Consider the following 12,936-nt stretch of genomic DNA (forward strand, 5'->3'; position numbering starts at 1 on the left):
AAACGGCAGCTTCAATGGGCTGCCACAACATAAGGCCGAGCATGACGCCGACCTTGCGTTGTGTCACGCCGGGCGCAGGGGATGCGCCCGGTTTTTAGCCGGGGTTGCCGATCAGCGTTGCGCTGCGGCCACGCTCGCAGGGGCGCCTTGCGGGCTGGTCTGCGGTGCCGACGGGTTGGCCGGCCAGGCCTTGCGGTCTAGGTCCAGGTCCGGGAACTTGCTGGAGTCGAAGACAGGCACCTTGATGCCGGCCGAACGCTGGCTGTCGTAGTCGCGCAGGATACGCATGCCGACCTTGAACAGCAGGAACAGCGCGATCAGGTTCACGAACGCCAGCAGCGTCATGGTGATGTCGGCGAAGGCGAACACGGTGCTGAGGTTTTCGATGGCGCCCCAGAAAATCAGGACCAGGACCAGCGAGCGATAAGCGACCAGGGCCTTGCGGTTCTCGCCGAGCATGAAGCGCAGGTTGTTCTCGCCCAAGTAGTAGTTGTAGAGGATCGAGGTGAAGACGAACAACGCCAGGGCCACGGAGATGAACATCTTGCCCCAGTCACCGACGACCGCTGCCAGGGAGTTCTGGGTCAGGGCAATGCCGTCGCCTTCGAAACCCGGGGTGTAGAAGCCGGACAGCAGGATCAGCAACGCAGTGCAGGTGCAGATCACGAAGGTGTCCAGGAACACGCTGAACGCCTGGACCACGCCCTGGGCTACCGGGTGTTCGACCGACGCCACGGCCGCCACGTTGGGCGCACTGCCCAGGCCCGCTTCGTTGGCGAATACGCCACGCTTGACGCCCATGACGATGGCGCTGCCAATCAGGCCGCCAAAGGCCTGGTCCAGGCCGAAGGCGCTCTTGACGATGGTCGCCAGCATGGCCGGCACGTGGTCGAACTGCAGCACGATCACGTAGATGGTCACGCCGATGTACACCAGGGTCTTGATCGGTACCAGCAGGTCGGCCACCTTGGCGATGCGCTTGATCCCGCCGATGAACACCAGGCCCAGCAGCACCGCCAGGCCCAGGCCGGTGTAGGTGGTGTCGAGGCCGAAGGCGTTGTTCAGCGAGTGGGTCACGGCGTGGGCTTGCAGGCCGTTGAAGGCGAAACCGAAGGTGATCAGCAGCAGGAACGCCATGATCATGCCCAGCCAGCGCTTTTGCAGGCCGTGCTGGATGTAATAGGACGGGCCGCCACGGTACTGGCCTTCGGAGTCACAGCGCTTGTAGAGCTGGCCGAGGGAGCATTCGAAGAAGCTGCTGGACATGCCGACCAGGGCGGTCACCCACATCCAGAACACCGCGCCCGGGCCGCCCAGGGTCACGGCGATACCGACACCGGCGATGTTGCCCGCGCCGACGCGACCGGCCAGGCTGAGCATCAGGGCTTGAAAGGAACTGAGCTGGCCAGCGCTGCTTTTCAGGCTGTCGCGGAATACCGCGAACATGTGGAAGAAATGACGGAACTGGACGAAACGCGAGCGGATCGTGAAGTAGCTACCGAGCCCGACAATGAGCACGATCAGCACTTTCCCTGAGAGGAAGTCGTTGATGACTTCAAGCATGAGTATTCCTCGCTGTTTTTTGTTTAAGCAAATGCTGGCCATTTGGAAACATCGCGTTACATCGGCCGGCGGACGGCACGACAGGCGAGGCGATGTTTCGTCCCGGTCCATTTCGCGGGTTTGTTATTAGTTCGGGTTTCGCATGTGTTTGGGGTCTCGCTATCGACGACCGCGCATGCGAAGAGGGGCGGCACTATACCTATCAGTGCGGTGCCCGTCTGCACAGTTGTGGTGCGTCCGACGAAACGGACCTTTTGCATCACCTGGCCGTTTGGTCAGGTCTTGTGGGAGCGCGCCTGCTCGCGATGGCTGGCGACGCGGTATACAGCGGCAGCGCATCGGCGTTTATCGCGAGCGGGTTCGTTCCCACAGGTTCTGTTATTCCCTTCTCGCCATCAGTTAAAAAAAAGGGCTTGGGGACGAACCCCAAGCCCTCAAAAGGTGAGAGGTGTCTAGTCCCTCGACCTGGTGAGCGGTATCGCGTCGATCACGCCTTCAGCGGGACCAGACGCGGAGCAATCATGTTTTCCGGGCGCAGGATGTCGTCGAGCATGGCGTCGTCGAGCAAGCCTTCTTCACGCACCAGTTCCAGCACGCCGCGGCCGGTTTCCAGGGCTACACGGGCGATGCGGGTGGCGTTTTCATAGCCGATGTACGGGTTCAGCGCGGTGACCAGGCCGATGGAGTGCTCGACCAGTTCACGGCAGCGCGCTTCGTTGGCGGTGATGCCGACGATGCAATGCTCGCGCAGCATGTCCATGGCCCGTTGCAGCAGGCGGATCGAGTCGAAGATCTTGAAGGCGATCAGCGGCTCCATCACGTTCAATTGCAGTTGGCCGCCTTCGGCTGCCATGGTCAGGGCCAGGTCGTTGCCGATGATCTGGAACGCCACCTGGTTGACCGCTTCCGGGATGACCGGGTTGACCTTGCCGGGCATGATCGAGCTGCCTGGCTGGCGAGCCGGCAGGTTGATCTCGTTGATGCCGGTGCGCGGGCCGCTGGACAGCAGGCGCAGGTCGTTGCAGATCTTCGACAGCTTGACTGCGGTGCGCTTGAGCATGCCGGAGAACAGCACGAAGGCGCCCATGTCGGAGGTGGCTTCGATGAGGTCGGCGGCCGGCACCAGCGGCTGGCCGCTGATGGTTGCCAGGCGCTGCACGGCCAGGGCCTGGTAGCGCGGGTCGGCGTTGATACCGGTACCGATGGCGGTGCCGCCCAGGTTCACTTCGGTGAGCAGTTCGGGTGCCAGGGTCTTCAGGCGCGCCAGGTCTTCGCCCAGGGTGGTGGCGAAGGCGCGGAATTCCTGGCCGAGGGTCATCGGCACGGCGTCTTGCAGTTGCGTACGGCCCATTTTCAGGACGTGGCTGAATTCTTCACCCTTGGCGGCGAACGCCTGGATCAGGCTGTCGAGGCTGGCGAGCAATGCATCGTGACCCAGCAGCAGGCCGAGGCGGATTGCGGTCGGGTAGGCGTCGTTGGTGGACTGCGCCATGTTCACGTCGTTGTTCGGGTGCAGGTACTGGTATTCGCCCTTGTTGTGGCCCATGACCTCCAACGCGATATTGGCGATGACTTCGTTGGCATTCATGTTGGTCGACGTGCCGGCGCCGCCCTGGATCATGTCCACCACGAATTCTTCGTGGAAATCACCGCGGATCAATCGTGCACAGGCTTCGCTGATGGCGGCGTGCTTGGCTTCGCTGAGCTGGCCCAATTCGCGGTTGGCATCAGCGGCGGCCTGTTTGACCATGGCCAGACCGACCACCAGCTTGGGGTAATGCGAGATCGGAACACCGGAGAGGCGGAAGTTGGTCACCGCTCGCAGGGTCTGGATGCCGTAGTACGCTTGCGCCGGTACTTCAAGTACGCCAAGCAGGTCTTTTTCTGTGCGGAAGGATGCAGCGGAGGACATGACGGAAATCATCTCGATAAGGACCCGGTCAGAGCCGGAACGCCTCGAATCCTAGGCTTGCATGTAAATTAGGGCCAATGCTGTTAAACACTGCCCTATGCATATTCGGCATAATGCCGGTGTGACGCCGGCGTTCTGGCGAGCGTGTGACCCGTTTTGGTGCGTGTGTTGGGAGAACGTGATGAATCTTGAAAGCAAATGGCTCGAGGACTTCAGTGCCCTGGCCGCGACTCGCAGTTTCTCCCAGGCGGCCGAACGGCGCTTCGTGACGCAGCCGGCCTTCAGCCGACGGATTCGCAGCCTCGAAGCGGCCCTGGGGCTGACCCTGGTCAATCGTTCGCGCACCCCCATCGAACTGACGGCGGCCGGGCAGTTGTTCCTGGTGACGGCGCGTACGGTGGTCGAGCAACTGGGTGAAGTGCTGCGCCATCTGCACCACCTCGAAGGTGGCCAGGGCGAAGTCATCCAGGTCGCCGCCGCGCATTCCCTGGCGCTGGGATTCTTCCCACGCTGGATCGCGCAGTTGCGCAACGAAGGCATGAACATCGCCACGCGCCTGGTGGCGACCAACGTGGGTGACGCCGTCCATGCCCTGCGCGAGGGTGGCTGTGACCTGATGCTGGCGTTCTATGACCCGGACTCGGCGATGCAGATGGACCCGGAGATATTTCCGTCGCTGCACCTGGGGCAGACCGAGATGCTCCCGGTGTGCGCGGCGGATGCCGACGGCCAGCCGCTGTTCGACCTCGAAGGCGAGGCCAGCGTGCCGCTGCTGGCCTACAGCGCCGGGGCGTTTCTCGGTCGTTCGGTCAATCAACTGCTGCGCCAGCGGGCGTTGCGTTTCACCACGGTCTACGAGACCGCCATGGCCGACAGCCTGAAAAGCATGGCCCTGGAGGGCCTCGGCATCGCCTGGGTACCGCACCTGAGCGTGCGCGCCGAACTGGCCCGAGGCGAACTGGTGATCTGTGGCGGGGCCCAGTGGCACGTACCGCTGGAAATCCGCCTGTACCGCTGCGCCCTGGTGCGCAAGGCCAACGTGCGGTTGTTGTGGCGCAAGCTCGAAGGCGGCGTGGCGCAGGGCGTAGCCGGATCCTGAGCACAACGCAGGTCCCTTGTGGAATGCCACGGATATCAGGGGATCACCGAGCCCTTGTGGGAGCGAGCTTGCTCGCGATGGCGGCCTGACATCCACAGTGCATTGACTGGCCTACCGCTATCGCGAGCAAGCTCGCTCCCACAGGGACTCGTGTTGTAGTTCTGCTGACCTTGGAGTCAATAAAACCGCCGCTTTGGCCCAAACGACAGATGGTCGGCGGAAGTGCGTTTAACGCACCGTTTTCGGTATACTGCCCGGCCTTCGGTCGGTTTGCCCGGCCATCATTCGTACAACAAGCCACGCCGGTTTCCCCGCGTGGCTTGTTGTTTTTTGACGCGCCCGCGGGCGCCCAGAGAGAAGAGGCACATTGATGAGTGCATTGGTTGGCGTGATCATGGGCTCCAAGTCCGATTGGTCCACCCTTAGCCACACCGCCGATATGCTGGAAAAGCTCGGCATCCCCTACGAGGTGAAGGTGGTTTCCGCCCACCGTACGCCGGACCTGCTGTTCCAGTACGCCGAAGAAGCCGAGGCCCGTGGCATCGAGGTGATCATCGCCGGTGCCGGTGGCGCGGCCCACTTGCCGGGGATGTGCGCGGCCAAGACCCACCTGCCGGTGCTGGGCGTGCCGGTCCAGTCATCGATGCTCTCGGGCGTCGATTCACTGCTGTCGATCGTGCAGATGCCGGCCGGCATCCCGGTGGCGACCCTGGCGATCGGCAAGGCCGGCGCGATCAACGCGGCCCTGTTGTCGGCGAGCATCCTGGGCGCCAAGCACCCACAGTTTCATACCGTGCTGAAAAAATTCCGTGCTGAGCAGACAGACAGCGTCCTGGACAACCCGGACCCGCGCATTGCCTGAGGTGGTTGACGAATGAAGATCGGTGTAATCGGTGGCGGCCAGTTGGGTCGCATGTTGGCCCTGGCGGGGACGCCGCTGGGGATGAACTTCGCTTTCCTGGACCCGGCGCCAGACGCCTGTGCCGCCGCGCTGGGTGAACACCTGCGGGCCGACTACGGCGACCAGGACCACCTGCGCCAGCTGGCCGATGAAGTCGATCTGGTGACCTTCGAATTCGAAAGCGTCCCGGCCGAAACGGTCGCCTTCCTGTCCCAGTTCGTCCCGGTCTACCCCAGCGCCGAAGCCCTGCGGATCGCTCGCGACCGCTGGTTCGAAAAGAACATGTTCAAGGACCTGGGCATTCCCACGCCGGCTTTCGCCGACATTCAATCCCAGGCCGACCTCGACGCCGCCGTGGCTGCCATCGGCCTGCCGGCTGTCCTCAAGACCCGGACCCTGGGCTATGACGGCAAGGGCCAGAAAGTCCTGCGCAGCCCTGAAGACGTGGCCGGTACGTTTGCCGAGCTCGGCAGCGTGGGCTGCCTGCTGGAGGGCTTCGTGCCGTTCACCGGCGAAGTCTCGCTGATCGCCGTGCGCGCACGCGACGGTGAGATCCGTTTCTACCCGCTGGTGCACAACACCCACAAGGACGGCATCCTCAAGCTGTCCGTCGCCAGCACCGATCATCCGCTGCAGGCCCTGGCCGAGGACTATTCCAGCCGGGTGCTCAAGCAGCTCGACTATGTCGGCGTGATGGCCTTCGAGTTCTTCGAAGTGGACGGTGGCCTCAAGGCCAACGAAATCGCGCCGCGTGTGCACAACTCCGGGCACTGGACCACCGAGGGCGCCGAATGCAGCCAGTTCGAAAACCACCTGCGGGCGGTGGCCGGGCTGCCACTGGGATCGACCGCCAAGGTCGGTGAGAGCGCGATGCTGAACTTCATCGGCAAGGTACCGGACACCGAGAAGGTCCTGGCGATCGCCGACTGCCACCTGCATCACTATGGCAAGGCGTTCAAGGCCGGGCGCAAGGTCGGCCACGCCAACCTGCGTTGTGCCGACCGGGCCACCCTGGCCCAGCAGATCATCAAGGTCGAGGCGCTGATCGCCGAGCAATAATCTGAAACATCGGTGGAACCATTCGTCGGCCGGATTCTCTCATGGCAAGGTGCCAAAGTCTGACTAGGCTTTGGCATGACGCTCAATCAAAAGGGGAATTGCCATGGGAATCATCGGAACCATCTTTATCGGCTTGATCGTCGGCCTGCTGGCGCGCTTCCTGAAACCGGGCGATGACAGCATGGGCTGGATCATGACCATCCTGCTCGGTATCGGCGGTTCGTTGGCAGCCACTTATGGCGGCCAGGCCTTGGGCATCTATCAGGCTGGCGAAGGCGCAGGCTTCCTCGGTGCCCTGGTGGGCGCGATCGTGCTGCTGGTGATCTACGGCCTGATCAAAAGAAACTGATCCAAATGCGACAAAGCCCCCTGCTCGCGGCGCGCGCAGGGGGCTAGAATGCCCGGCGTTTCACTCTTCCCTCATTGCCGAGCCCTTCCATGCGCCGTCTAGTGTTGACCCTTCTTTTGCTGGGCAGTGGCCTGGCCCATGCTGCCGAGCTGCCAGAAACCGACTGGCTCGAATTGATGCCCAAGTCGGACCAGAAAGCCCTCGAAGCCATGCCCGACATCGACCACAACTCGCCCGAAGCCGACGGCACCTTCACCAACAAAGGTGGCCTGAAGCAGAGCAAGGGGTTGCCGGCGGTGATGTATTCGACCAAGACCGTGGCGTCGATGAACGACAAGCGCATTCGCATCGGCGGGTACCCGGTGCCGTTGGAAACCGACGCCAAGGGCCACAGCACATTGTTCTTCCTGGTGCCTTACCCGGGCGCCTGCATCCACGTCCCGCCACCGCCACCCAATCAACTGGTGCTGGTGCGCTACCCCAAGGGCCTGAAGCTGGACGATATCTACACGCCGCTGTGGGTGACCGGCACGCTGAAGATTGAAAAGGTCGACAACGACCTGGCCAGCGCTGCCTATGCCTTGGAGGCGGAAAAGGTGCGGGTGGTGAAGGAAGCGGATCTGTAAAGAGCCGCAGATCTGGCACCGATCTAAATGTGGGAGCGGGCTTGCTCGCTCCCACAGGGAGGTTGTGATTTGGCTTAGAGCGGCTTGCCGCAGATGCTCACGCCCAGGGTATGGCTGGCGTCAGGCAGCAACGTCACCCGGTCATCCATCACGTTCGCCGTCTCGATGCACAGCATGCGCTGCCAGCCATCGTCGGCCATGTCGCTGAAGGCCTTGGCGCGTTCGATCCAGGGGTTCCAGATCACTGCCGTGCGCGAGCCTCGGCTGGTCAGCTCGATCCGGCGTTGCCATTGCGCGTCGACGATGCTCAGTGTTGCCGGCGTATCGAGATAGATGCGGTCGGTTTCGCCGGCAAAGTGCAGGTCGCCGGCCTGGGTGGTGGTCTTCCAGTCATCCAGGGTCTCGATATAGCTCAGGCCATCGACGCCTTCGACGTGGACGTGGCGCACGTCGCTCACGGCGAAGTAGCTGTGCAGTGCCTGGCTGAGGCTGACGGTTTCGCTGCCGCGGTTGTGGCTGGTCAGGCTGATGTGCAACTGTTCGTCCATCACGATGGTCAGCGTCAGGTCTACCTGATGAGGCCAACCTGGCAGGCCGTTCTCGGGGTAGGGCAGCTCGAACTCCACCTTGAGGCTGTCGCCCTCGGCTTCGATGCCCTTCAATGCCCAATCCATGGCGCGCACCAGGCCGTGGGCCGTGGCGGGTTCATTGCTCACGCGCATGGCCTGCACGCTGTCAGGGTTGCGCGTCAGGTTGCCGAACCACGGCCAGCACACCGGTACGCCGGCGCGGATGCTCTTGCCGGTCTTGAACGTCGCTTGGTCGTTGAGCCAGATCAGCGGCGGCTGGCCGTCCACTTGATAGCTGAGGATATGCGCGCCTTGCTGGGCCACCAGCAATTCGGCCTGGCCGTGGCGAATACGCCAGGCGTTCAGTTCATCCAGTTTGACGGCTTCGACGTTGGGCGTGGACATGGTGCAATCTCGCTCTGGAACAGGGGCTTCGATGGACCGCAAAACCGCCTTCGCGTTTAACGGGCGCGTGGCGGTACCGAGCGGGTGCGACCGCTGCCGTCGATGGCGACGAAGACAAAGACCGCCTCGGTCACTTTACGCCACTCGCTGGACAGGGGGTCGTCGCTCCAGACTTCGACCATCATCTGGATCGAACTGCGGCCGATCTCCAGCGCCTGGGTGTAGAACGACAGCTGTGCACCCACCGCCACCGGCACCAGGAACGCCATGCGATCGATGGCCACGGTCGCCACACGGCCACCGGCGACCTTGCTGGCCATGGCGGTGCCAGCCAAGTCCATCTGGGACACCAGCCAGCCGCCGAAAATATCGCCAAAGCCGTTGGTCTCGCGCGGGAGCGCGGTGATTTGCAAGGCCAGGTCGCCTTGCGGGATTGGATCTTCTTGTTCGAGCTCTATCATGCCGGGGGTGCCTCTGACCCGTAACTCTGTCTGGTGCTTCAGGTGAATAGCCGTCCTTGTAAAAAACGATTCAGCCCGAAGAGCCTACGTTCATCACGTTTTTCGTAAAGGCGTGCCAAAGGGAAACTCTGCGAAACCGGCTGGTCCAGTCTGGTCCTACGCCACCAACGACGTTTTCGCACAGCAACCCCTTACAGAGTGTTGCAGCTTGCGAGTATATCGGTCGATAGGCGTCGAGACGACCACTCGGTTCTGTTTTCGACTGTCAATTACGCGCCTCTATGTGCTTTTTCGAACAATTTGCTATGGTGCCGAACCTGCCCAGGCCCCAACCCTCATCGTCCGGGCGGCAGAATCGACTATAAGAGAAGCCCTTGCCATGACCACTGCGCCTTCGAGCACGGCGACGCCCGCACATCCCGCACGTCCACTGACCCGCAACGACTACAAGACCCTGTCGCTATCGGCCCTGGGCGGTGCGCTGGAGTTCTACGATTTCATCATTTTCGTGTTCTTCGCCACCGTGGTCGGCAAATTATTCTTCCCGGCCGAAATGCCCGAGTGGCTGCGCTTGATGCAGACCTTCGGCATTTTTGCCGCCGGCTACCTGGCCCGGCCGCTGGGCGGGATCATCATGGCTCACTTCGGCGACCTGCTGGGACGCAAGAAAATGTTCACCCTGAGCATTTTCATGATGGCCGTGCCGACGCTGATCATGGGCCTGCTGCCCACCTACGCGCAGATCGGCATGTGGGCGCCGATCCTGCTGCTATTGATGCGGGTGATCCAGGGCGCGGCCATTGGCGGCGAAGTACCGGGCGCCTGGGTATTCGTCTCCGAACACGTACCGGCGCGCCATATCGGCTATGCCTGCGGCACCCTGACGTCCGGCCTGACGGCGGGAATCCTGTTGGGTTCGCTGGTCGCCACCGCGATCAACAGCCTCTATACGCCCGTGGAAGTGGCGGATTACGCCTGGCGGATTCCATTCCTGCTGGGAGGCGTGTTCGGGTTGTTCTCGGTGTACTTGCGCCGTTGGCTGCACGAAACCCCGGTGTTCGCCGAACTGCAGTTGCGCAAGGCCCTGGCCGAGGAAGTGCCGCTGCGCGCGGTGCTGCGCGACCATCGTGGCGCCGTTGCCGTGTCGATGCTGCTGACCTGGCTGCTGTCCGCCGCCATCGTCGTGCTGATCCTGATGACGCCGACTGTGTTGCAGACGGTCTACCACTTCGCGCCGACCACCGCGTTGCAGGCCAACAGCGTGGCGATCGTGATGCTGAGTATTGGCTGCATCCTCGCCGGCGCCCTGGCGGATCGCTTCGGCGCAGGCCGTGTCTTCGTGTTTGGCTGCGCCGCACTGCTGGCCAGCGCCTGGACCTTCTACCACAGCCTGGCCGACCATCCTGACTGGCTGTTCCCGATGTATGCCCTCACCGGGCTGCTGGTGGGCACCATCGGCGCGGTTCCCTACGTCATGGTCAAGGCTTTCCCGCCGGTGGTGCGCTTCAGCGGCCTGTCGTTTTCCTACAACGTTGCCTACGCCATTTTCGGTGGCCTGACACCGATGGTCGTCAGCCTGTTGCTCAAGGAAAACCCCATGGGGCCGGCTTATTACGTGGCGGTGTTATGTGGGATGGGGATCGTGGTGGGCGGCTACCTCTGGAAGAAAGGACGCTAGTGGCCTGTGGGCCTCTAGCGCTTTCAACGCTGTCTTGCGCGCTTCGATGGGTAGCCTGCCGAGCTTTTCCACCGCCGCATAGAACGCCACCCAGTCCCCGCCTTGCTGCCGGTACAGCGCCGCGAAGGCCGGCACCCATTGGTCGTACAGGCCGAATGGCAACAAGCGCGCATTGTTCAAGGGCGCATAGACCCAGGCATCGTAGCGTTTGTCGCCGGCCCACTGGCTGTCGCGCAACTGTTCGTAGTCGGTGCGCAGGCGTTCGAATGCCTGTGCCTTGCGCTGGCGCATCTGCTCGGCCGGCAGGGGCTGGGCATAGAGGGTTTCCAGGCGTTGTCGGGTGTGGAGGACCAGTTGGATGAATTGGTCGCGTTGTAGCATCCGCTTGCCATCGTCCGGTGCCAATCCACGGCTGGCACGCCATTGCCGGGTGCCTTCCTGTTCGACGAAGGTGGCGAAGGACTCGTTGAATTCCGTGTCGTCCTTTACGTAGAACCGCTGGTGCGCCAGCTCGTGGAAAATCAGCGTCGCCAGACGCTCGTCGCCCCAGTGCATCATCGAACTCAGGATCGGGTCGTCGAACCAGCCCAGGGTCGAATAGGCCTCCACCCCGCCAATCGAGACATCCATGCCTTGCAAGCGCTGCAAGGCCGCCTCGCCACGGGCGGCGCCCTGGGTGTAGTAGCCGCGATAGGCCACGCAGCCGGCGATGGGGAAGCAATGATTCTGTGGCGCCAGGGAAAATTCCGGCGTGGCGAAGACATTCCAGACGACGAATGGCCGGCCAATGTCCGCGTACAGGCGATAGCTCTGGTTGTCCGGCAGGTGCAGGTGTGCGCTGGCGAACGTGCGAGCCTCGCGGGCCTTGGCCAGGTGCGCGCGCAATGGTGGGTCGCGGGTGGGGTCGGCGATCACCTTGTCGATCGGCTCACGGGCTTGCAGCAAGCGCAGTTGTCCGCCGACGAGCTGGCCGTAGTAGCTGACGCTGGAGCAACCGTTGAGTAACAAAAGCAGGAGGCCTGGAAACAAAATCCGGAAAACACGGTCGAGTAACCGATGGCTTGAACGCGGCCTGATCAATTGGAATCACCTTGGGAAAGTCTGCCCGCAAGACTATCTCGCTTGCCTGGAGCTTCGCTATGCGCGTGTTGATGCTGACGAGTGGCCTGTTGCTGCTGACCGGTTGTGCCGGGCTGCCGGACCCCGATCCCTCCCAGGCGTGGGTCGACCTGGGAAGCCGTCAGGACACCGCGTTGCAAGCCTTGGAGGTCGACGACAAGACGTCCCTCGACAAGCGCTATTTCGAAGTGCAGCCCGGCAGCCATGAGCTGACGGTGCGTTATCAATTCGCCGTCGAGCCCGGCAACATCGGCCCGGATGCCGAGCCGCTGTGGCGTGATTGCCGGTTGAACGTCAAGTTCAAGGACTTCAACGCCGGCCAGCGCTACCAATTGCAGGCCGGTAGCATCGGGTTCCGGCCGTGGGCCAAGCTCTACGATCAACAGCGCAAGGTGGTGGGGCAAGGTACGCCAGCAGGCTGCCAGCAAAGCTGATCGGCGCTATGCTCAGGGCCTGATTTTCCAGGACGCTGAACATGCGTGCTCTCATACCGATATTGACGCTCGTGGCTTTGGGCGGTTGCGCAATGGCCCCGCTCCCCCCGGTCGATCCGAACATGGCCTGGGTCGATTTCGCCACGACGTCGCCGGGTGGCAAGGTGCTGATGGCGGAAAGCCTCGATGGGCAGCGCTCGCGAGACGGTCGGTATTTCCAGGTTTCCCCGGGCAGCCACGAACTGGAAGTGCGCTTCGACTTCGAAGTGTTTGGCGGTGGCGGGTTAGGCATGTTGTCCGAACCGCAAGAGCGGCTGTGCTACCTGACCGTGCGCTACGACGGTTTCGAGGCCGGCCAGCGCTATCGCCTGGAGGCCCGCAACCTGGCCTACAGCCCGAGCGCCAGGCTCTACAACGCCAAGCGGGAAATCGTCGCCGAAGACCGTCAGGCCCGTTGCCTTCCGTAGGGCGGCTAGCGATCGTTCTTCTGGTAGATGATTTTCTTCGTGCCGTTTTCGCAGGTCCCCACCACCATGTTCTTGTCGTGAACTTCGTCATTGGTGACGATTTCCAGCGTGTAGGACGTGACGCCCTGGGCCTGGATCTTGGTTTCGATCTCGGCCTTGAGCTCTTCGCACGGCTTGGGCGCCGCGAAGGCGGACGTGGCGAAGGCGCAACCGATGACCACCACGGCAAATCGTTTCATGCTCGAAATTCCTCATCGCAGCGCGCACTGCCTGTGCGCAGAAACTGCATACCTT

General features: G+C 62.6%; 14 protein-coding genes. 8 read left to right on the top strand and 6 right to left on the bottom strand.

Annotated features, from left to right (window positions below):
- Positions 1-111: 111 nt before the first annotated feature.
- Together Q6A48_RS07295 and aspA are read right to left on the bottom strand one after the other, a co-directional pair.
- On the bottom strand, positions 112-1,563 hold the full coding sequence (locus Q6A48_RS07295; RefSeq protein ID WP_304553026.1) for an alanine/glycine:cation symporter family protein: 1,452 nt from the start codon (positions 1,561-1,563) through the stop codon (positions 112-114).
- Positions 1,564-2,050: 487 nt separating this feature from the next.
- The gene (gene aspA, locus Q6A48_RS07300; protein ID WP_304553027.1) at positions 2,051-3,475 is read right to left on the bottom strand and encodes an aspartate ammonia-lyase; all 1,425 of its coding nucleotides are present in this window, start codon (positions 3,473-3,475) and stop codon (positions 2,051-2,053) included.
- Positions 3,476-3,656: 181 nt separating this feature from the next.
- Between aspA and Q6A48_RS07305 the strand changes: the two genes are divergently transcribed.
- The 5 genes from Q6A48_RS07305 (at position 3,657) to Q6A48_RS07325 (ending at position 7,509) form a co-directional block, all read left to right on the top strand.
- On the top strand, positions 3,657-4,574 hold the full coding sequence (locus Q6A48_RS07305; RefSeq protein WP_304553029.1) for a LysR substrate-binding domain-containing protein: 918 nt from the start codon (positions 3,657-3,659) through the stop codon (positions 4,572-4,574).
- Positions 4,575-4,944: 370 nt separating this feature from the next.
- On the top strand, positions 4,945-5,436 hold the full coding sequence (purE, locus tag Q6A48_RS07310) for a 5-(carboxyamino)imidazole ribonucleotide mutase (RefSeq protein ID WP_003196369.1): 492 nt from the start codon (positions 4,945-4,947) through the stop codon (positions 5,434-5,436).
- Positions 5,437-5,448: 12 nt separating this feature from the next.
- Complete coding sequence (locus Q6A48_RS07315; protein ID WP_304553037.1) at positions 5,449-6,534, top strand: 5-(carboxyamino)imidazole ribonucleotide synthase; 1,086 nt, start codon at positions 5,449-5,451, stop codon at positions 6,532-6,534.
- A gap of 103 nt (positions 6,535-6,637) precedes the next feature.
- Positions 6,638-6,883: a GlsB/YeaQ/YmgE family stress response membrane protein gene (locus Q6A48_RS07320; RefSeq protein WP_304553039.1), complete on the top strand. Its 246-nt coding sequence runs from the start codon at positions 6,638-6,640 to the stop codon at positions 6,881-6,883.
- Between the two features lie 89 nt (positions 6,884-6,972).
- Positions 6,973-7,509 carry a DUF3299 domain-containing protein gene (locus tag Q6A48_RS07325; protein ID WP_304553041.1) on the top strand — a complete coding sequence of 179 codons (537 nt, stop codon included), beginning with the start codon at positions 6,973-6,975 and terminating at the stop codon, positions 7,507-7,509.
- A gap of 74 nt (positions 7,510-7,583) precedes the next feature.
- On the opposite strand, the gene Q6A48_RS07330 is transcribed toward Q6A48_RS07325, so the two are convergent.
- The gene (locus Q6A48_RS07330; protein ID WP_304553042.1) at positions 7,584-8,483 is read right to left on the bottom strand and encodes a D-hexose-6-phosphate mutarotase; all 900 of its coding nucleotides are present in this window, start codon (positions 8,481-8,483) and stop codon (positions 7,584-7,586) included.
- 56 nt (positions 8,484-8,539) lie between these two features.
- Positions 8,540-8,944, bottom strand: coding sequence for an acyl-CoA thioesterase (locus Q6A48_RS07335; protein ID WP_003177184.1), 405 nt, complete (start codon positions 8,942-8,944; stop codon positions 8,540-8,542).
- A gap of 379 nt (positions 8,945-9,323) precedes the next feature.
- Here Q6A48_RS07335 and Q6A48_RS07340 point away from each other — a divergent pair, with 379 nt between their 5' ends.
- Positions 9,324-10,622, top strand: coding sequence for an MFS transporter (locus Q6A48_RS07340; RefSeq protein ID WP_304553043.1), 1,299 nt, complete (start codon positions 9,324-9,326; stop codon positions 10,620-10,622).
- Here Q6A48_RS07340 and Q6A48_RS07345 read toward each other — a convergent pair.
- A complete protein-coding gene (locus tag Q6A48_RS07345; RefSeq protein WP_304553044.1) occupies positions 10,569-11,702 on the bottom strand; it encodes an aminopeptidase in 1,134 nt (377 codons plus the stop codon). The genes Q6A48_RS07340 and Q6A48_RS07345 overlap by 54 nt on opposite strands.
- A 59-nt stretch (positions 11,703-11,761) precedes the next feature.
- Here Q6A48_RS07345 and Q6A48_RS07350 point away from each other — a divergent pair, with 59 nt between their 5' ends.
- Together Q6A48_RS07350 and Q6A48_RS07355 are read left to right on the top strand one after the other, a co-directional pair.
- On the top strand, positions 11,762-12,175 hold the full coding sequence (locus Q6A48_RS07350; RefSeq protein WP_304553046.1) for a PA0061/PA0062 family lipoprotein: 414 nt from the start codon (positions 11,762-11,764) through the stop codon (positions 12,173-12,175).
- Between the two features lie 41 nt (positions 12,176-12,216).
- Complete coding sequence (locus Q6A48_RS07355; RefSeq protein ID WP_304553047.1) at positions 12,217-12,642, top strand: PA0061/PA0062 family lipoprotein; 426 nt, start codon at positions 12,217-12,219, stop codon at positions 12,640-12,642.
- Positions 12,643-12,647: 5 nt separating this feature from the next.
- Here Q6A48_RS07355 and Q6A48_RS07360 read toward each other — a convergent pair whose 3' ends face one another.
- Positions 12,648-12,881 (bottom strand): DUF1161 domain-containing protein, encoded by a 234-nt coding sequence (locus Q6A48_RS07360; protein WP_304553048.1) that lies wholly within the window; start codon positions 12,879-12,881, stop codon positions 12,648-12,650.
- Positions 12,882-12,936 lie beyond the last annotated feature (55 nt).

Source organism: Pseudomonas citrullilanati (genome assembly GCF_030580855.1).
GTDB classification, from domain to species: Bacteria; Pseudomonadota; Gammaproteobacteria; order Pseudomonadales; family Pseudomonadaceae; genus Aquipseudomonas; species Aquipseudomonas citrulli.